This is a genomic window from Roseateles sp. DB2, from assembly GCF_051857535.1.
Lineage (GTDB): Bacteria > Pseudomonadota > Gammaproteobacteria > Burkholderiales > Burkholderiaceae_C > Roseateles_B.
This window is the reverse complement of record NZ_JBPZGY010000010.1, coordinates 14943-33042: the sequence shown is the minus strand read 5'-3', so window position 1 is coordinate 33042 and position 18100 is coordinate 14943. Positions and strand designations below refer to the sequence as shown.

Annotated in this window: 18 protein-coding genes; 13 read left to right on the top strand and 5 right to left on the bottom strand. The window is 64.5% G+C overall.

The window, feature by feature from the left end; translation table 11 throughout:
* Nucleotides 1-11 precede the first annotated feature (11 nt).
* Nucleotides 12-488, top strand: coding sequence for a transcription elongation factor GreA (gene greA, locus ACS5PK_RS15455; RefSeq protein WP_439441152.1), 477 nt, complete (start codon nucleotides 12-14; stop codon nucleotides 486-488).
* A gap of 82 nt (nucleotides 489-570) precedes the next feature.
* The gene (locus ACS5PK_RS15450; RefSeq protein WP_439441151.1) at nucleotides 571-1002 is read left to right on the top strand and encodes a DUF4149 domain-containing protein; all 432 of its coding nucleotides are present in this window, start codon (nucleotides 571-573) and stop codon (nucleotides 1000-1002) included.
* A 64-nt stretch (nucleotides 1003-1066) separates the two neighbouring features.
* Here ACS5PK_RS15450 and yhbY read toward each other — a convergent pair whose 3' ends face one another.
* A complete protein-coding gene (yhbY, locus tag ACS5PK_RS15445) occupies nucleotides 1067-1540 on the bottom strand; it encodes a ribosome assembly RNA-binding protein YhbY (protein WP_439441150.1) in 474 nt (157 codons plus the stop codon).
* A gap of 31 nt (nucleotides 1541-1571) precedes the next feature.
* Between yhbY and ACS5PK_RS15440 the strand changes: the two genes are divergently transcribed.
* From ACS5PK_RS15440 to glmM, 4 genes are all read left to right on the top strand, one after another.
* On the top strand, nucleotides 1572-2240 hold the full coding sequence (locus ACS5PK_RS15440; protein ID WP_439441149.1) for an RlmE family RNA methyltransferase: 669 nt from the start codon (nucleotides 1572-1574) through the stop codon (nucleotides 2238-2240).
* A 159-nt stretch (nucleotides 2241-2399) separates the two neighbouring features.
* Nucleotides 2400-4286, top strand: a complete 1887-nt coding sequence (ftsH, locus tag ACS5PK_RS15435; RefSeq protein WP_439441148.1) for an ATP-dependent zinc metalloprotease FtsH — start codon at nucleotides 2400-2402, stop codon at nucleotides 4284-4286.
* Between the two features lie 90 nt (nucleotides 4287-4376).
* Complete coding sequence (gene folP, locus ACS5PK_RS15430) at nucleotides 4377-5267, top strand: dihydropteroate synthase (RefSeq protein ID WP_439441147.1); 891 nt, start codon at nucleotides 4377-4379, stop codon at nucleotides 5265-5267.
* A complete protein-coding gene (gene glmM / locus ACS5PK_RS15425) occupies nucleotides 5264-6598 on the top strand; it encodes a phosphoglucosamine mutase (RefSeq protein WP_439441146.1) in 1335 nt (444 codons plus the stop codon). Before folP ends, glmM begins: the two co-directional genes overlap by 4 nt.
* A 105-nt stretch (nucleotides 6599-6703) precedes the next feature.
* On the opposite strand, the gene ACS5PK_RS15420 is transcribed toward glmM, so the two are convergent.
* Nucleotides 6704-7186, bottom strand: a complete 483-nt coding sequence (locus ACS5PK_RS15420; protein WP_439441145.1) for a fasciclin domain-containing protein — start codon at nucleotides 7184-7186, stop codon at nucleotides 6704-6706.
* Nucleotides 7187-7389: 203 nt separating this feature from the next.
* Here ACS5PK_RS15420 and pstS point away from each other — a divergent pair, with 203 nt between their 5' ends.
* The 7 genes from pstS to phoR all read left to right on the top strand — a co-directional run bounded on the left by pstS (nucleotide 7390) and on the right by phoR (nucleotide 14313).
* Entirely contained in the window at nucleotides 7390-8430 is a 1041-nt protein-coding gene (gene pstS / locus ACS5PK_RS15415) for a phosphate ABC transporter substrate-binding protein PstS (protein ID WP_439441144.1), read from the top strand.
* Between the two features lie 129 nt (nucleotides 8431-8559).
* Nucleotides 8560-9567, top strand: a complete 1008-nt coding sequence (gene pstC, locus ACS5PK_RS15410) for a phosphate ABC transporter permease subunit PstC (protein WP_439441143.1) — start codon at nucleotides 8560-8562, stop codon at nucleotides 9565-9567.
* A complete protein-coding gene (pstA, locus tag ACS5PK_RS15405) occupies nucleotides 9564-10439 on the top strand; it encodes a phosphate ABC transporter permease PstA (protein WP_439441142.1) in 876 nt (291 codons plus the stop codon). The genes pstC and pstA overlap by 4 nt, the downstream gene beginning before the upstream one ends.
* 12 nt (nucleotides 10440-10451) lie before the next feature.
* Complete coding sequence (gene pstB / locus ACS5PK_RS15400) at nucleotides 10452-11237, top strand: phosphate ABC transporter ATP-binding protein PstB (protein WP_439441141.1); 786 nt, start codon at nucleotides 10452-10454, stop codon at nucleotides 11235-11237.
* Between the two features lie 98 nt (nucleotides 11238-11335).
* The gene (gene phoU, locus ACS5PK_RS15395; protein WP_439441140.1) at nucleotides 11336-12046 is read left to right on the top strand and encodes a phosphate signaling complex protein PhoU; all 711 of its coding nucleotides are present in this window, start codon (nucleotides 11336-11338) and stop codon (nucleotides 12044-12046) included.
* 25 nt (nucleotides 12047-12071) lie between these two features.
* Nucleotides 12072-12773, top strand: a complete 702-nt coding sequence (phoB, locus tag ACS5PK_RS15390; protein ID WP_439441139.1) for a phosphate regulon transcriptional regulator PhoB — start codon at nucleotides 12072-12074, stop codon at nucleotides 12771-12773.
* Nucleotides 12774-12954: 181 nt separating this feature from the next.
* Nucleotides 12955-14313, top strand: a complete 1359-nt coding sequence (phoR, locus tag ACS5PK_RS15385; protein ID WP_439441138.1) for a phosphate regulon sensor histidine kinase PhoR — start codon at nucleotides 12955-12957, stop codon at nucleotides 14311-14313.
* A gap of 142 nt (nucleotides 14314-14455) precedes the next feature.
* On the opposite strand, the gene ACS5PK_RS15380 is transcribed toward phoR, so the two are convergent.
* From ACS5PK_RS15380 to rho, 3 genes are all read right to left on the bottom strand, one after another.
* Nucleotides 14456-16117: a hypothetical protein gene (locus tag ACS5PK_RS15380; RefSeq protein ID WP_439441137.1), complete on the bottom strand. Its 1662-nt coding sequence runs from the start codon at nucleotides 16115-16117 to the stop codon at nucleotides 14456-14458.
* 173 nt (nucleotides 16118-16290) lie between these two features.
* Nucleotides 16291-16548, bottom strand: coding sequence for a type B 50S ribosomal protein L31 (locus tag ACS5PK_RS15375; protein ID WP_183104304.1), 258 nt, complete (start codon nucleotides 16546-16548; stop codon nucleotides 16291-16293).
* A gap of 144 nt (nucleotides 16549-16692) precedes the next feature.
* Nucleotides 16693-17955 (bottom strand): transcription termination factor Rho, encoded by a 1263-nt coding sequence (rho, locus tag ACS5PK_RS15370; RefSeq protein ID WP_439441136.1) that lies wholly within the window; start codon nucleotides 17953-17955, stop codon nucleotides 16693-16695.
* Nucleotides 17956-18100 lie beyond the last annotated feature (145 nt).

The window sequence follows — 18100 nt, the reverse complement described above, 5'->3', positions numbered from 1 at the left end:
AGGTTCTATGTATGGCCACGATCCCTCTGACCAAGCGCGGCGCTGAAAAGCTGAAGGAAGAACTGCATCGACTCAAGACAGTCGAGCGTCATGCCGTGATCAATGCCATCGCTGAGGCCCGTGCCCAGGGTGATCTGTCCGAGAACGCCGAGTACGAGGCGGCCAAGGACAAGCAGGGCTTCATCGAGGGCCGCATCCTTGAGATCGAGGGCAAGCTGGCGGCAGCCCAGGTCATCGATCCGGCCGACGTCGACGCCGGCGGCAAGGTGGTGTTCGGCACGACCGTGGACCTGGAAGAGGAAGCCTCGGGTAACGAGGTGACCTACCAGATCGTGGGTGATGACGAGGCCGACCTGAAGCTGGGTCTGATCTCGATCTCCTCGCCGATCGCCCGTGCGCTGATCGGCAAGGAGGCCGGTGATGTGGCCGAAGTGCATGCGCCGGGTGGCGTCAAGCGCTACGAGATCGTTGACGTCCGGTATGTTTGAGGACCTCCCCCTGCCGGCAGAGCCGGATCCCCAGGCTTCGATCGGTGGAGCAGAGGTGGGGCTGGGGTGAAAGGCTGAAACGATGCTGATGCGTGTTCGTGCCTTGCTGGCCGCCCTGTGGGGCGGCTTTCTTCTGTGCGTGGCCGGTGTGGCGGCGCCGACGGCGTTCGGTGTGCTGGCACGGCCAGACGCGGGGCGTTATGTGGGCCGGCTGTTCGAGCAGGATGCACAGCTGGGGCTGGTAATGGGCCTGCTGCTAGTGATGATGGAGCGACGTGCGCAGCGCGATGCCGAATCCTCCCGCATCACCACGCCGGAGCTGCTGCTGCCCCTGGGGGCGCTGTTCTGCGTGGTGCTGGGCTATTACGGGCTGCAGCCCCTGATGGCTGAAGCGCGGGCAGGGCAGGGGCGCCTCAGTTTTGGTGCGCTGCACGGCGTCTCGTCCGGCATCTTTGCGCTCAAGGCGCTGATGGTGCTCGCACTCGCCTGGCGGACGAGCCGGCGCGGCGCCTGAATAGGGCATGAAAAAAGGACCGGCGCCCGAAGGTGGCGGTCCTGATGCTCGGCCGGGAGCGTGTTCAGTCGGTGACGCGCTTCTTCACGCTGCGCTGCTTGGGCTTGGCACGCTTGATCTCGCCACCCTGGGCCACACGTTGGTTGCCCAGCAGCTGGACCTTCTTGATGGTGGGGCGACTGTTGCCGTTCTTGGAGAACTTCACGATCTTCACCACCTTGGGCGCGGGCATGGCGCCCTCGCGCTCGTTGCGCTCCTTCTCGGGGATTGGGCGCCACAGGATCAGCAGCTTGCCGATGTGCTGGATGGGGGCAGCGTCGAGTTCGTCAGCAAGCTGCTCGAGAATGGCGCCACGCATCTCGCGGTCATCCGACATCACGCGCACCTTGATCAGGCCATGGGCCTTCAAGGCGTTGTCAGTTTCCTTCACGACGGCGGGCGTGAGTCCATCGGCGCCAATCATCACGACGGGGTCGAGGTGGTGGGCGTCGGCACGTTTTTCCTTGCGCTGGGCAGGGGTCAGTTGAATCGCAGGCATGGCCGTATTATCGGGCCAGACGCTCCAAATCATGAAAATCGACAGCAAAAGCAAGAAGATCAACAAGGCGTGGCTCAACGACCACGTCAACGACCCCTATGTGCGCCAGGCCCAGAAGGAGGGCTACCGCTCCAGGGCGGCCTACAAACTCAAGGAAATCGACGAGGAGTTGCGGCTGATCAGGCCGGGGCAGGTCGTCGTGGATCTGGGCGCCTCGCCGGGTGCCTGGAGCCAGTACCTGCGCCGCAAGTTCGCGCCCAAGCAGGCTGGGGCAGGGGGCGCGGCAGTCGGGGAACTCAACGGCACCATCATTGCGCTGGACCTGCTGGAGTTCGAGCCGGTCGAAGGTGTGCACTTCATTCAGGGTGACTTCCGCGAGGAGGCCGTTCTGCATGAGCTGGAGGCCGCACTGGACGGCAAGGCTGTGGACGTGGTCGTCTCGGACATGGCGCCCAACCTTTCGGGCATCGAGATTACCGATGCTGCACGTATCGAACACCTCATCGAGCTGGCCATCGAGTTCTCACAGCAGCATCTCAAGCCCGAGGGGGCGCTGGTGGCCAAGGTCTTCCATGGCAGCGGCTACAACCAGCTGGTGGAGCTGTTCAAGAGGGCCTTCAAGAAGGTCAAGGCCGTCAAGCCCAAGGCCTCGCGGTTCCGCTCCGCCGAGACCTTTTTGGTGGGCATGGGATTGAAGTAGATCAAGCCCAATCGTCGCAGAGGGCGGCAGCGCGACTTTTGGCTATCGCGCGGCAAGGATTTGACAATCAGAGCCCAGCCCTTGACTGCAATAGAATCAACCCCATATGCCGTGCATCAGCCGCTCCCTGCGGCATGTGGAATGGAATAAGGAGTCGCGGTGAACAATCAGTGGTTCTCAAAGGTAGCTGTTTGGCTGGTGATCGCCTTGGTGCTGTTCACCGTGTTCAAGCAGTTCGACAAGCAGCGCCCTGTCGATGCCGTGACCTATACCCAGTTCATGGATGACGCCAAGGCCGGCAAGATCAAGCGGGTCGAGACGCAAGGACGTGTGGTCAAGGTCACCCCCAACGACGGTGTGCCCTACAGCATCGTGCAGCCAGGTCACATCTGGATGGTCGACGACCTGATGAAGTACGGCGTGCAAGTCGTCGGCAAGGCTGATGACGAGCCCTCGGTGCTGCAGACCCTGCTGATCAGCTGGGGTCCCATGATCCTGCTCATCGGTGTGTGGATCTACTTCATGCGCCAGATGCAGGGCGGTGGCAAGGGCGGTGCTTTCAGCTTCGGCAAGTCCAAGGCCCGCATGCTGGATGAGGCCAACAACAACATCACCTTCGCCGATGTCGCCGGTTGCGACGAGGCCAAGGAAGAGGTCAAGGAGCTGGTGGACTTCCTCAAGGATCCGCAGAAGTTCCAGAAGCTGGGTGGCCGCATTCCTCGTGGCGTCCTGATGGTCGGCCCTCCGGGCACCGGCAAGACCCTGTTGGCCAAGTCCATTGCCGGCGAGGCCAAGGTGCCGTTCTTCACGATCTCGGGCTCCGACTTCGTCGAGATGTTCGTGGGCGTGGGTGCAGCCCGTGTCCGCGACATGTTCGAGCAGGCCAAGAAGAGCGCACCCTGCATCATCTTCATCGACGAAATCGACGCCGTGGGCCGCCACCGTGGCGCCGGCCTTGGCGGTGGCAATGACGAGCGCGAGCAGACCCTCAACCAGATGCTGGTCGAGATGGACGGCTTCGACACCAATCTGGGTGTCATCGTGATTGCCGCTACCAACCGCCCGGACATCCTGGACCCAGCCCTGCTGCGCCCGGGGCGTTTTGACCGCCAGGTCTATGTGACCCTGCCGGACATCCGTGGCCGCGAGCAGATCCTGAATGTGCACATGCGCAAGGTGCCTATCGGTCAGGACGTCAATGCCTCCATCCTGGCCCGGGGAACGCCCGGCATGAGCGGTGCGGACCTGGCCAATCTGGTCAACGAGGCAGCCTTGTTCGCTGCCCGCCGTAACGCCCGCACGGTCGAAATGATCGACTTCGAGCGCGCCAAGGACAAGCTCTACATGGGCCCCGAGCGCAAGAGCATGGTCATGACGGACGAAGAAAAGCGGGCCACCGCCTATCACGAGTCCGGCCATGCCATCGTGGCCGAGTGCCTGCCCGGTACGGACCCGGTGCACAAGGTCACCATCATGCCGCGCGGGCGCGCCCTGGGCGTGACCTGGCAACTGCCCGAGCGTGACCAGTACAGCCGCTACTACAAGCAGATGCTCAACGAGATCAGCATCCTCTTCGGCGGCCGCATCGCCGAGGACTTGTTCGTCAAGGACATCTCCACGGGCGCTTCCAACGACTACGAGCGAGCCACCCGCATCGCCCGTGACATGGTCACCCGCTACGGCATGAGCGAGCTCCTGGGGCCGATGGTCTATGCCGAGAACGAGGGCGAAGTCTTCCTCGGCCGCAGCATGACCAAGACCGCCAACATCAGCGAGAACACGCAGCAGAAGGTCGATGCCGAGATGCGCCGCATCCTGGACGAGCAGTACGCCGTGGCGCAGAAGATCCTCGAGGACAACCGGGACAAGGTCGAGACCATGACCGAGGCTCTGATGAAGTGGGAGACCATCGAGCGCGACCAGGTGCTGGACATCATGGCCGGCAAGCCGCCTCGCGGCCCAGGCGAGTCGCCCAGCGCCAGCAGCGGCCCCAGCAATGGGGGCACGCCGCCGGTCAGCACGGATGGCGCTCCTGCCGCTGCCTGACCTGTCGCTTTGACGTACGAGGCCTGTCTCCCGGAGACGGGCCTTTTTCATTTCAATGCACCTGAGGGGCCGGCCTGGGCCTCGCTACCAATGTTCTGGCAGACCACTCGCTTTCGCATCGACCTCCGGACTCCACAGGTCATGGGCATCGTCAACGCGACGCCTGATTCCTTCTCCGACGGCGGCCAGCACACCAGCACCGCCGCAGCGCTGGCCCATTGCGAGCAACTGCTGAAGGAGGGTGCGCACATCCTCGACATCGGTGGCGAGTCCAGCCGCCCCGGCGCGCCGCGGCTCAGCGTGGACGAGGAATGGCGGCGCATCGAAGGCGTGCTGCGCGGTGCCCTGAGCCTGGGGGTGCCCGTCTCCATCGACACCTGCAAAGCCGAGGTGATGCGCCGGGCAGCCGATCTTGGGGCGGACATCCTCAATGACATCCTGGCCTTGCGCGACCCTGGCGCCGAGGCGGTGATGCTGTCCCATCCGCAGCTCGGCGTCTGCCTCATGCATATGCGCGGCGATCCTGGCAGCATGCAATCGTTGACGGACTATGCCGACGTGGTGCTGGAGGTGGCTCAATTCCTGAGCGAGCGTGCCCAGAGTCTTTGCCGCCAAGGTGTGTCGGCTGAGCGTATCGTGCTGGACCCTGGCTATGGTTTTGCCAAAACGGTCGAACAGAACTTCGAGTTGCTGCGTCGCCAGGCCGAGCTTGAAGTGCTGGGTTTCCCCTTGCTCGCCGGTCTTTCGCGCAAGTCTGCCATCGGGGTCGTTACGGGCCGTGCCGTCGACCAGCGTCTGCCCGGCAGCCTGGCGGCAGCCTTGCTGGCCCTGAGCCATGGTGCCCGCATCCTGCGGGTGCACGACGTGGCGGCCACCATGGACGCCCTGCAGGTGTGGGGGGCTGGCGGCGGCGCCGGCAGCTCGGTCAGCTTCATCGGCGAGAATGCCAGCCATTCAAAATTCGGAGGAAGCTCGCAATGAGCCGTAGCTATTTCGGGACTGACGGTATCCGTGGGACCGTCGGCCAATCGCCGATCACACCGGACTTCATGCTGCGCCTGGGCCATGCCGTGGGCAAGGTGCTGCGCCGCAACGGCGCTGCGCGCCCCAGCGTGCTGATCGGCAAGGACACCCGCATCTCCGGCTACATGCTGGAGTCCTCGCTAGAAGCTGGTTTTGCCTCTGCCGGTGTGGACGTGTGGCTCACTGGCCCCTTGCCCACGCCCGGTGTCGCCTACCTGACCCGCGCTCTGCGCCAGGACCTGGGGGTGGTGATCTCGGCCTCGCACAACCCCTTTGCGGACAATGGCATCAAGTTCTTCTCTGCCAAGGGCGAGAAGCTGCCCGACGCCTGGGAGATCGCCGTGGAGCAGGCCCTGGAAGAGCCTGCCGCGTGGGTGGATTCCGCCAACCTCGGCCGCGCCCGTCGGCTCCAGGATGCGCGTGGCCGCTACATCGAGTTCTGCAAGGCGTCCTTCAGCCAGGAGCTGAGCCTGCGTGGCCTCAAGCTGGTGGTCGATGCCGCCCATGGCGCTGCCTACCACGTGGCGCCCGATGTGCTGCACGAACTGGGTGCCGAAGTCATCTCCATCGGCTGCAGTCCGGACGGCCTCAACATCAATGATGGCGTCGGCGCCACCTCGCCCGCGGCGCTGGTCAAGGCTGTCAAGGAACATGGTGCGCACTATGGCATTGCGCTGGACGGTGACGCCGACCGCCTGCAGTTCGTGGACGCCGCCGGCCGCCTCTACAACGGCGACGAGCTGCTCTATGTGATGGTGGCGGATCGGCTGGCGCAAGGCCAGCGCGTGCCGGGCGCCGTGGGCACGCTGATGACCAATATGGCCGTTGAGCTGGCCCTGAAGAAGCGTGATGTCGACTTCGTTCGCGCCAAGGTGGGCGACCGCTATGTGCTTGAAGAACTGGTGTCCCGCGGCTGGCAACTGGGCGGCGAGGGCTCGGGCCATCTGCTGGCCCTGGACAAGCACACCACGGGTGACGGCATGGTCAGCGCGCTGCTGGTGCTGTCCGCCATCTGCCGCACAGGCAAGAGCCTGGTCGAGCAGTTGGAGGGCGTGACCCTGTTCCCGCAGACACTGATCAACGTTCGCATGCAGCCTGGCCAGGACTGGAAGGGCAATGCCGAGCTGGCCCGTGTGCAGGCCGAGGTGACGGCCGAGTTGGGCGACCGCGGCCGGGTGCTGATCAGGGCCTCGGGGACTGAGCCGCTGCTGCGCGTGATGGTCGAGGCCAGCGATGCTGCCCTGGCCCAGTCCTGTGCCGAACGCATGGCGGCCACCGTGCGCGCCTGACTCGCCAAACCTTTCCCTCAAAGGCAAAGGGCGCCCCGCTGGGGGCGCCCTTTGCATTGGGTGCATGGTCTTTGTGAGGTGCCGGCCGAGGAGCCGGTATTGGGCTTACTTCTTGGCCGGCAGCAGCACGCGGTCGATCACATGGGCCACGCCATTGGTAGCGCCGATGTCGGCACGCTGCACCACGGCATCTTCCACCGTCACGAATTCGCCGGCGCGCGCCAGGGCCAGGGCGCTGCCTTGCAGGCTCTTGGGGCTGCTGTTCTTGACCTCGGCAGCCGGCAGCTTGCTGGCCAGCATGTGCAGGTGAAGGACTGCCTTGAGCTGCTCCTTGTCCTGGCTGAGTTTGTCCAGTGTGGCCGCCGGCAGGGCCTTGAAGGCTTCGTTGGATGGGGCGAACACGGTCAGCGGTCCTGCGGCACGCAGCTCTTCCTTCAGGCCAGCCTGCTCGACCAGACGGTTGAAAGTGCTCAGCTGGGGGTCGCGATCCAGGGTGTCGGCCAGCGGGGCAGGGGCGGGGGCCGTGGCACAGGCCACCAAGCCGAACAGGGTGGCGCTGAGCGCCAGGAAGCGGGTCAGATGTGTCATGTCGGGGTCTCCACCTTGGCTGTGAGAAAAGGCAATGTCCGGCAGCGTAGGCAGGTGACATGACAAGGCGGTGAAGCTGGTATGACAATTCAGCTGCCCCGGTCGGCAGGGGGAATGTGACTGTCATCTGTGTCATGCACTCGTCACAGAGTGGTCATAGCATCCTGTTCATCGCTCAACAACCCAAACGCGATAGGACTGAAATGACAAACAAGCTGATCCGCACCGGCCTCCTGATGACTGCATTCGCCGCCGCCTGCGGCCTGGCTCAGGCGCAGGATGTCACGGGCGCTGGCGCCTCCTTCCCGGCGCCTGTCTATGCCAAGTGGGCTGACGCTTATCACAAAGCCAATGGCGCTCGCATCAACTACCAGTCGGTTGGCTCCGGTGCCGGTATCCGTCAGATCAAGGCCAAGACGGTGGACTTTGGTGCCTCCGATGCGCCGCTGAAGGACGATGAGCTGGCCAAGGATGGGCTGCTGCAGTTCCCCACCGTCATCGGCGGCGTGGTCCCCGTGGTGAACATCAAGGGCGTGAACCCTGGCCAACTGAAGCTCACCGGCGCCGTGCTGGGTGACATCTACCTGGGCAAGATCAGCAAGTGGAACGACGCTGCCATCACCGCGCTGAACCCCGGCGTGGCCCTGCCTGACGCCGCCATCGCTCCGGTGCGCCGCGCCGATGGCTCCGGTACCAGCTTCCTCTTCACCAACTACCTCTCCAAGGTCAATGCCGAGTGGAAGAGCAAGGTGGGCGAGGGCACGGCCGTGAACTGGCCGACGGGCACGGGTGGCAAGGGCAACGAGGGCGTGTCCGCTTTCGTGATGCGCTTGCCCAACTCCATCGGTTATGTGGAGTACGCCTACGCCAAGCAGAACAAGATGGCCTTCGTGCAGCTGAAGAATGCCGCCGGCAACTACGTCTCGCCCAGCGATGACGCCTTCAAGGCCGCTGCCGCCGGTGCCGAGTGGAACAAGAGCTTCTACCAGGTGCTGACCGAGCAGGCCGGCAAGGACAGCTGGCCCATCACCGGCGCCACCTTCATCCTGATGCACAAGGTGCAGGACAAGCCCGCCGCTGCAGCCGCCAGCCTGAAGTTCTTCGAATGGGCCTACAGCCAGGGCGACAAGATGGCCGATGACCTCGACTACGTGCCGCTGCCCGCCTCCGTCAAGGACCTGATCCGCAAGCAATGGGCGGACCAGATCAAGGACGCTGCCGGCAAGGCCATCAGCTACAAGTAAGCACAGAAGCAGCTGCCATGCGATGCAAGCCCCGACGCTGCAGCCCGGCGCCGGGGCTTGTGCGTATCGCCTGAACTGCTCAAGCACCGTATCGTGGAGGTTTCCATGGCCGCCGTACTGACTCCCCCTATGACCGACACCTCTGATCGGGATCGCGCCCAGAAGCGGTCGCTCCCCCAGGGCCAGCCGCCCGAGCGACGCCGCACCCTGCCTTGGGCCGATGCGCTCTTCGCCGGCCTGGCGCAGGGCGCCGCCTGGCTGACGCTGGCGCTGCTGGCAGGCATCCTGCTGTCTCTTCTGCTGGGCGCCATGCCCGCCATCCGCGAGTTCGGACTTGGTTTTCTGGTCAGCAAGGACTGGGACCCCGTGCAGGAGAAGTTCGGCGGCCTGGTGATGATCTACGGCACGCTGATGACCTCCTTCATCGCGCTGCTGATCGCCGTGCCGGTGAGCTTTGGCATCGCGATTTTCCTGACCGAGCTGTCGCCCAACTGGCTGCGTGGCCCGCTAGGCATCGCGGTGGAGCTGCTGGCCGCCGTGCCCTCCATCGTCTACGGCATGTGGGGCCTGCTGGTCTTCGGCCCGATTCTCTCGACCTTCGTGCAGCAGCCGCTGCAGAAGCTCTTCGATGGTGTTCCCTATCTCGGCGCACTGTTCACCGGCCCGCCCGTGGGCATAGGCATCCTGTCGGCCGGCATCATCCTGGCCATCATGATCATTCCCTTCATCGCCTCGGTGATGCGCGACGTCTTCGAGGTGACGCCGCCCATGCTGAAGGAGTCGGCCTATGGCCTGGGCGCGACGACCTGGGAAGTGGTGTGGAAGGTCGTGCTGCCCTTCACCAAGACTGGCGTGGTTGGCGGCGTGATGCTGGGCCTGGGCCGCGCCCTGGGCGAGACCATGGCCGTCACCTTTGTGATCGGCAACATGAACCAGCTGAACTCACCCTCCATCTTCGAGGCGGCCAACAGCATCACCTCGGCCCTGGCCAATGAATTCGCCGAAGCCGGCGAGGGCCTGCACCAGGCTTCCCTGATCTACCTGGGCCTGGTGCTGTTCTTCATCACTTTCGTGGTGCTGAGCTTCTCCAAGATCCTGCTGAGCCGCCTGAAGAAGAGCGAAGGAGCCCGCGCATGAACACCTCCGTCGCCCAATCGATGGACGCCAAGCGTCTGAGCCACCACGCTCGCCGCAAGCGCACCAATGCCATCGCCCTGGCCCTGTCCCTGGCGGCCATGGCCTTCGGCGTGTTCTGGCTGATCTGGATCCTTTTCGAAACCGTTCGCCTGGGCATTGGCGGGCTCAACTGGGCTACCTTCACCGAGATGACGCCGCCTCCGCAGGCGGAGGTCGGCGGCTTGGCCAATGCCATCTTCGGCTCCATCACCATGGTGGGCCTGGCCACGCTGCTGGGGACGCCCATCGGCATCATGGCTGGCGTCTACCTGGCGGAGTACGGCCAGAAGACGCGGCTGGGTGCGGCGGTGCGCTTCATCAACGACATCCTGCTGTCGGCACCGTCCATCGTGATCGGGCTCTTCGTCTATGCCGTGGTGGTCTCGCGCATGAAGACCTTCTCCGGCCTGGCCGGCGTGCTGGCCCTGGCCCTGATCGTGATCCCGGTGGTGATCCGCACCACCGAGAACATGCTGAGTCTCGTGCCCAATGCCCTGCGCGAGGCGGCCTATGCCCTGGGCACGCCCAAGTGGAAGGTCATCCTCTCGGTGACGCTGAAGTCGGCCCGTGCCGGCGTGATCACCGGCGTGCTGCTGGCCCTGGCGCGCATCTCCGGCGAGACCGCACCGCTGCTGTTCACGGCCCTGTCCAACCAGTTCTGGACCTCGTCCCTGGGCGAGCCCATGGCCAGCCTGCCGGTGACCATCTTCAAGTTCGCGATGAGCCCCTACGAAAACTGGCAGAAACTGGCCTGGGCGGGTGTCTTCCTCATCACCATGGGCGTTCTGGCGCTGAACATCCTGGCGCGCGTCCTGTTCAAGAAAAAGCACTGAAGCGAGAGACTCATGGATACCAAGGTCGAAATGCCCGTTACGGAGCGTGCCAAGCTGTCGGTGCGCAACCTGAATTTCTATTACGGCAACTTCCACGCCCTCAAGAACATCAACCTGGACATCCCGGAGAAGAAGGTCACCGCCTTCATCGGGCCGTCCGGCTGCGGCAAGTCCACGCTGCTGCGCACCCTGAACCGCATGTTCGAGCTCTATCCTGAGCAGCGGGCCGAAGGCCAGATCCTGCTGGATGGCAGTGACATTCTTTCCAGCGGCGATGACGTCTCCCTGATCCGCGCCAAGGTGGGCATGGTCTTCCAGAAGCCCACACCGTTCCCCATGTCCATCTACGACAACATCGCCTTCGGCGTTCGTCTCTTCGAGACACTGCCGCGCGTGGAGATGGACGAGCGTGTGGAGTGGGCGCTGAAGAAAGCTGCGCTCTGGAACGAGGTCAAGGACAAGCTCAATCAGAGCGGTTCCGGCCTCTCGGGCGGCCAGCAACAGCGCCTTTGCATCGCCCGCGGCATCGCCATCAAGCCTGAGGTGCTGCTGCTGGATGAACCCTGCTCAGCCCTGGACCCCATTTCCACGGGCAAGATCGAGGAGCTGATCCACGAACTGAAGGCTGACTACACCGTGGCCATCGTCACCCACAACATGCAGCAGGCGGCCCGCTGCTCGGACTACACGGCCTATATGTATCTGGGCGACCTGATCGAGTTCGGGCCCACGGCCGAGCTCTTCATGAAGCCCAAGCGCAAAGACACGGAGGACTACATCACCGGGCGCTTCGGCTGAGGCCGCGGCCCTGTGGATGTCGGGGCGCAGGCCATGTTTGCGCCGAGGAATGAAAGGATGGCAGGCCCTGCGAGCCGGCCATCACAAGGAGCAAGAGAATGAGTGACAAGCATCTGTCCACGCAGTTCGATGCCGAGCTGAGTGGTATCTCCACCCGTGTGCTGGAGATGGGGGGGCTGGTCGAGGCCCAGGTGGCGCAGTCGGTCGAGGCCCTGATCAACTTCAGCGCCGACCTCGCCGCTGCCGTGCTCAAGACGGAGGAGCGCGTGAATGCCATGGAAGTCGAGATCGATCGTGATCTCTCCAGCATCATCGCCCGCCGCCAGCCCACGGCCCGTGACCTGCGCTTGCTGATCGCGGTCTCCAAGACCATTGCCAATCTGGAGCGCGTGGGTGACGAGGCGGCCCGGGTGGCCCGCACTGTTCAACGCCTGATGAACGAGGGTGTGTCCGGCCGCCTGCGCCTGCCCATGTCCGACCTGAGCTTCGAGGCCGAGCTTGCCACCGCCCAACTGCGCAAGGCGCTGGATGCCTTTGCTCGCCTGGACGTGGATCGTGCCTTGGAAGTGTTGAAGCAAGATGACGCCATCGACAAGGAGTTCGACGGTCTGATGCGCAAGCTGATCACCTACATGATGGAAGACCCGCGCACCATCTCCGCTTGCATCGACCTGATCTTCGTGGCCAAGGCCATTGAGCGCGTCGGTGACCACGCAAAGAATCTTGCTGAAGTGATCATCTATGTGGTGAAGGGCACGGACGTGCGCCACAACACGCCGGATGCCGTGGCCACCATGGTCAAGCCCTGAGCCTCACCGACAAGGAGTACGAACCATGAGCCGCATTCTCGTCGTCGAGGACGAATCCGCGATCGCCGAACTGATCTCCATCAACCTGCGCCACGCGGGCTTCGAGGTGACCCTGGCTGGCAGCGCCGACCAGGCCCAGCTGGAAGTGGACCGTGTCCTGCCCGATCTGGTGGTGCTGGACTGGATGCTGCCGGGCCAGTCCGGCATCGGCCTGGCGCGCCAGTGGCGATCGGCCGCACGGACCAAGGAGCTGCCCATCATCATGCTCACGGCACGTGCCGAAGAGAGCGACAAGGTGTCCGGGCTGGATGCTGGCGCTGACGACTACCTCACCAAACCCTTCTCTACCAATGAGCTGCTGGCCCGCATCCGCGCGGTGCTGCGCCGCAAGGCGCCCGAAGCCCTGGATTCGGTGGTGGAGGTCGGCCAACTGAGCCTGGACCCCGGCACCCGCCGCGTGAGCCGCGAAGGGGTGGAGGTGAAGTTGGGTCCGACCGAGTTCCGCCTGCTGCATTTCTTCATGACCCATCCGGAGCGCGTGCACAGCCGTTCGCAGCTGCTGGATCGTGTCTGGGGCGACCATGTCTTCATCGAGGAACGCACGGTGGACGTGCATGTCAAGCGCCTGCGCGAGGCCCTGGAGAAGGTGCAGTGCCAGCGCATGATCGAGACAGTGCGGGGCGCGGGCTACCGGTTGACGCAGCAGGTGGCGGCCATTTCGGCATAGGGAGGGTGCGCTTTGTCAGGTCGTGTTGCCGGACGAGTGAGCCTGCGCAGTCCACCGATGGGACGGCACTGCCTATGGCATCAAGCCACAGCCGGTGTCCGGTGGGGCGAGCCGGCGCTGCGCTCGGACAGCCCGGGCGCGGCGCTTGGCGGATGTAGCGAATGCGGAATGGATATCTGAAATGACTTGGATGTTGCCTCGCGTGGTGCTGGCGGCGCTGGCTGTGCTGCTGGGGGCAGGTCTTGCCTGGCTGCTGGGCCGCTGGTGGCCGGAGTTGCCCTGGCTGCCACCGCTGACGGGTGCGCTGATCGGTGTCGCGGCGCTGTTCACGGTGGACTCGCTGCGCGCGCACCGGCTGATGCAATGGTTGCGCGGCGCTCAGGCTGGCGCGGCGCCACGGGACCGTGGCCTGTGGGGTGAGCTGGCCTACCGCATGGAGCGTGCCGTGCGGGACCGCGACCGCGCCATCGAGCGCGAGCGCCAGGAGCTGCTGCAGTTCCTCTCTGCCATCGAGGCTTCGCCCAATGGCGTGTTGATGCTGGATGCCGAGGATCACATCCGTTGGTGCAACCGCGTGGCTGCGGACCATTTCTCGCTGGATCCTCAACGGGACCGTGATCAGCGTGTGACCAACCTCGTGCGCTTTCCGGCCTTTGTGGCCCTGCTGCAGTCTGGCGACTACAGCCAGCCCCTGGTGTTGTCCCATGTGCGCGGCCGTCTCACGCTGGCCGTGGTCGTGCGTGCCTATGGCGATGGCATGCGTCTCGTGCTGACCCAGGACATCACCGAGCGCGAACGCGCCGAGGCCATGCGGCGGGACTTCGTGGCCAATGTTTCGCATGAGATCCGTACTCCCCTGACGGTGCTGGCCGGCTTCATCGAGACCATGGCCTCCCTGCCTTTGACCGAGCCGGAGCGCAGACGCGTGCTGAGCCTCATGAATCAGCAGACCCAGCGCATGCAGTCCCTGGTGAGTGATTTGCTGACGCTGGCGCAGCTGGAAGGCAGCCCGCGGCCGGATGCCGACCGCTGGGTCGGCGCCCAGGCCCTGCTGCAGCGTGTGCTCAGCGACGCGTCTGCGCTGTCCCACGGCCGGCACGAGCTGGTGCTGGACAGTGGGCCGTCAGCCGAGCTCGCAGGGGTGGAGGCGGAGCTGCTCAGCGCCGTTGCCAACCTCGCCAACAATGCCGTGCGCTACACGCCGGACGGCGGGCGTATCGAGTTGAGTTTCGGTCTGCTGGCAGATGGCTCGTGCGAGATCAGTGTCAGCGATAGTGGCCCGGGCATTGCCCGCGAGCACGTGCCGCGGCTGACTGAACGGTTCTACCGTGTCGATGGCAGCCGGAGCCGCGATACCGGCGGCACGGGGCTGGGGCTCTCCATCGTCAAGCATGTGGCCCAGCGTCACGGCGGTGAGCTCAAGATCGACAGCGAGCTGGGCAAGGGGTCGCGCTTCCGCGTGGCCTTGCCTGCAGCTCGTGTGCGCTCGGTGGAGGCCCTGGGCGTCGAGGCGGCACGCGTGCCCGAGGGCAGCCTCTGATCGGACTCAGGATTGGCTCTCTACCGCCTAGCGGCTGCAGGGAAGTTGCTTGAACGGGCAGCAAGACTCAGGCAGGGCCTCAAGCCATGGCAAGCCGAGGGGTGCGGTGGCGGAGGGTGCGCGCGGCGTCGGCGCCGCGGCATCAGTGCGAGGCGCGCTGGTAGAGCCGATAGGAAAGGTTGCGGTCCGTCGGCCTCTTGACGGTCGCGAGCAGTTGCCAGCCTGCTGCCGGCGCTGTCGTGACGGCGTCGTCCGACTGGACCAGTAGCAGGGGGCATTGCGTGTCTGTAGCGGCATGCAGCGCATCCACCCGCCAATGCCCCTGCACCTCCAGTGCTGCAACCAGGGACAGCGCCTGGCCAGGGGTTGCCAGGCAAGCTACCTCGGCGGGCATGACACGCGCCAGCCGTTCGATCAAGGGCCGGTGGCTGCGTGCATAGTCAAGCACAGGCAGCCACAGGGTCATGGCCAGTAGCCAAGCCAGGGCCACACCGCCTGAAGGCAGGACCATGCTTTTCCACAGCGCGTGCCGATGGCGCGCGGTACGCCAACGCAGCAGGCATACCCAGGCGGCCGTCCCCAGCAGCGCGAACAGAAGTGCCAGCGGCTGGAAGCTGGGCTCGAAGCCCTTGGCCAGATTGCGCACATTGGCCAGAGGTTGGGCTGGCCAGCCCGTCTGCATGGAGAGGTAGTAGAGCCAGATGAACAGCGCGATGGCGCTGAAGAAGAACATGGAGAACCAATCCAGCATTGCGCTCATGCTGCGGCTGAACGTGGGCAGGGCAAAGCTCGCCAGCACGGCCAGCGCCGGCAGCCCCAGCATCAGTGCACGGTCGGAGCCTCCCATGCTCAGGCAACTGAGCAGGGAGACCAGCACAGCCAGCAGCGGTACGCTGACGTGGCGACGCTGCAGATAGGCGCGCCAGCGCCAGAGGGTCCACAGCGCCAGCGGCCAGACCGGCCAAGCAAACCACAGTAGCAGGGTGCTGATGCGCAGGGGTAGATCGGCACTGGCGACGGCTTGTAGGCGCCAGGCCCAACTGCCCAGGGCCCAGGCCAGCAGTGCGGACAAGGCCGTGGCCGCCAGCACCCACAGCATGCTGGCACGTACCGGCTCATAGGCTGAGCGCCAGCAGATCAGTGCACCGCCTGCCCCTAGCATCAGGGCCACGGCCGGCGCAGCCGATGCCGCCAGGATGGGCAAGGACAGGAGCAGGGCCAGGCGTGCCTTCATTGCACGAAAGGGGGCCGCCGCCATGCCATAGACGAACAAGGCCATGCCCAGCAACTGCAGCAGCTCGGGCGTGGTCTCATGGCCCAGCAGCAGCAATCCCAGCGAAGCCACCAGCGCCAGCAGGGCACCGTCGGCCAGGGCGCGTGCATAGTCCACCGCCTGCGCCTCGCCGCCAAAGGCAAAGGCCACGGGCTGTGCAGCCTCGGTGCGAGCGAAATGGAAGCTGCTGTACCAGACCAGGGCAATCACGGCGACCAAGATCAGCGCAAAGGGAATGCGCGCCGCAAGGGCTGGATCCAGCAAGGGCAGCAGCTTGATGAAGAGGGCGCCCACCCAGTAAGGCAGCAGGCCGCCGTCCGTCGTGATGCCGCCCAGCTCCGGATGATGCCAGGGGCTCAGGCCGGCGGCGATCTTGGCCATGAAGCCATAGGCCGCGAGGTCGGCATTGCGCCAGGGGTCGCGTCCAAAGACGCCCGGGATCACATAGGCAGCACAGAAGAGCAGCAGGGCCAGTCGGGGAAGACGCTGGGCACCGCGTTCGGCAACGATGGCAGGGGTGGCTTGGTTCACGCAGGCAGCAGGGGCTGTGTTGGCCGCATCATGCCCCAATTACGGGCAGACGCTGAGCCGGCGGCATGCGGCGCGCGGCGCAGGCCGTATGCAGAGACCGGACATGGACATGAAAAAAGGCAGCCAGGGCTGCCTTTCTTGTGGGGCTCGACGCTCGAAGCGCGACCGCGGGCTTACTTCTTGATGCCGACGCGAGCGAACTTGTTGCGGAACTTCTCGACGCGGCCACCCAGGTTGTCGACGCTCTTTTGAGTGCCGGTGTAGAAGGGGTGCGACTCGCTGGTGGTTTCCAGCTTGACCAGCGGGAATTCCTTGCCGTCAACGGTGATGGTTTCCTTGGTCTGGACGGTCGAACGCGTCACGAACTGGAAGCCGTTGGACTGGTCCACGAACACCACGTCGCGGTAGTTGGGGTGAATGCCTTCTTTCATGGGAAACCTCTCGCCGTAGCTGTTTCAGTGCCGGGAGCCACGTCACACCATGTGACGCACTTTCTGGCGGCGGAAAAACTGGGATTATAGCCACAAATGAAAACGCCGCCTACCCGGGCGGGCGGCGGCGTTGGAAGGCCTGAGTTACCCGCCTCTTCGCATCATGTCGAAGAAGTCGTGGTTGTTCTTGCTGGCCTTCATCTTGTCGAGGATGAACTCCATCGCCTCGATCTCGTCCATGTTGTAGAGCAGCTTGCGCAAGATCCAGCTCTTCTGGAGGATTTCAGGCTTGAGCAGCAGCTCCTCTCGGCGGGTGCCGGACTTGTTGATCAGGATCGAGGGGTACACGCGCTTCTCGGCCATACGGCGATCCAGGTGGATTTCGCAGTTGCCGGTGCCCTTGAACTCTTCGTAGATCACTTCGTCCATGCGCGAGCCAGTGTCGATCAGCGCGGTGCCGATGATGGTCAGCGAGCCGCCTTCTTCGACATTGCGGGCCGCGCCAAAGAAACGCTTGGGGCGCTGCAGGGCATTGGCGTCCACGCCGCCGGTCAGCACTTTGCCGGAGGAGGGTAGGACGTTGTTGTAGGCGCGGGCCAGGCGGGTGATGGAGTCCAGCAGGATCACCACGTCCTTCTTGAGCTCGACCAGGCGCTTGGCGCGCTCGATCACCATCTCGGCCACCTGCACGTGGCGGGCGGCGGGCTCGTCGAAGGTGGAGGAGATCACCTCGCCGCGCACGGTGCGCAGCATCTCGGTCACTTCCTCTGGGCGCTCATCCACCAGCAGCACGATCAGGTGTGCTTCCGGGTGGTTGGCCGTGATGGCGTGCGCCAGCTGCTGCATCATCATCGTCTTGCCGGTCTTGGGCTGGGCCACCAGCAGAGCGCGCTGGCCTTTGCCTATGGGCGCGATGAGGTCGATGATGCGGCCGGTGATGTTTTCGTCGCTCTTGATGTCGCGCTCGAGCTTGAACTGCTCCTTGGGGAACAAGGGCGTCAGGTTCTCGAACATGATCTTGTGCTTGCTCTCCTCGGGCGTGAGCTCGTTCACCCGGTCGACCTTGACCAGGGCAAAGTAACGTTCACCGTCCTTGGGCACGCGCACTTCACCTTCGATCATGTCGCCGGTGTGGAGATTGAAGCGGCGGATCTGGCTCGGGGAGAGGTAGATGTCGTCGGTGGACGCCATGTAGCTGGTGTCCGGCGAACGCAGGAAGCCGAAGCCGTCAGGCAGGACTTCGAGGACGCCGTCGCCGAAGACTTGCTCACCGGCTTTGGCGCGCTTCTTCATGATCGCGAACATCAGCTCCTGCTTGCGCATGCGGGCGACGTTGTCGATCTCCAGCTCCTCGCCCATCTTGATGAGGGCAGAAACGTGAAGCGCTTTCAGTTCAGAAAGATGCATGGGGAAACCCGGTTGGGTCATCCAGGGTCTGCCAGGAACCCGGGACAGGATCTTCGGTCGCCATCGCCACCGCCATGGCCGCCCACGCGCAGCGCAGGAGGGCAGACAATACAAACAAGGAAGGGGCGGGAGCTTGGGCGCCGAG

Coding starts and splice junctions, on each gene's coding strand:
- ACS5PK_RS15375 (WP_183104304.1), bottom strand. CDS start 16,548: ATGAAAGAAGGCATTCACCCCAACTACCGCGACGTGGTGTTCGTGGAC.
- ACS5PK_RS15420 (WP_439441145.1), bottom strand. CDS start 7,186: ATGACACATCTGACCCGCTTCCTGGCGCTCAGCGCCACCCTGTTCGGC.
- glmM (WP_439441146.1), top strand. CDS start 5,264: ATGAGCCGTAGCTATTTCGGGACTGACGGTATCCGTGGGACCGTCGGC.
- pstS (WP_439441144.1), top strand. CDS start 7,390: ATGACAAACAAGCTGATCCGCACCGGCCTCCTGATGACTGCATTCGCC.
- rho (WP_439441136.1), bottom strand. CDS start 17,955: ATGCATCTTTCTGAACTGAAAGCGCTTCACGTTTCTGCCCTCATCAAG.
- phoB (WP_439441139.1), top strand. CDS start 12,072: ATGAGCCGCATTCTCGTCGTCGAGGACGAATCCGCGATCGCCGAACTG.
- ACS5PK_RS15450 (WP_439441151.1), top strand. CDS start 571: ATGCTGATGCGTGTTCGTGCCTTGCTGGCCGCCCTGTGGGGCGGCTTT.
- pstC (WP_439441143.1), top strand. CDS start 8,560: ATGACCGACACCTCTGATCGGGATCGCGCCCAGAAGCGGTCGCTCCCC.
- folP (WP_439441147.1), top strand. CDS start 4,377: ATGTTCTGGCAGACCACTCGCTTTCGCATCGACCTCCGGACTCCACAG.
- yhbY (WP_439441150.1), bottom strand. CDS start 1,540: ATGCCTGCGATTCAACTGACCCCTGCCCAGCGCAAGGAAAAACGTGCC.
- pstA (WP_439441142.1), top strand. CDS start 9,564: ATGAACACCTCCGTCGCCCAATCGATGGACGCCAAGCGTCTGAGCCAC.
- phoR (WP_439441138.1), top strand. CDS start 12,955: ATGACTTGGATGTTGCCTCGCGTGGTGCTGGCGGCGCTGGCTGTGCTG.
- greA (WP_439441152.1), top strand. CDS start 12: ATGGCCACGATCCCTCTGACCAAGCGCGGCGCTGAAAAGCTGAAGGAA.
- phoU (WP_439441140.1), top strand. CDS start 11,336: ATGAGTGACAAGCATCTGTCCACGCAGTTCGATGCCGAGCTGAGTGGT.
- pstB (WP_439441141.1), top strand. CDS start 10,452: ATGGATACCAAGGTCGAAATGCCCGTTACGGAGCGTGCCAAGCTGTCG.
- ACS5PK_RS15440 (WP_439441149.1), top strand. CDS start 1,572: ATGAAAATCGACAGCAAAAGCAAGAAGATCAACAAGGCGTGGCTCAAC.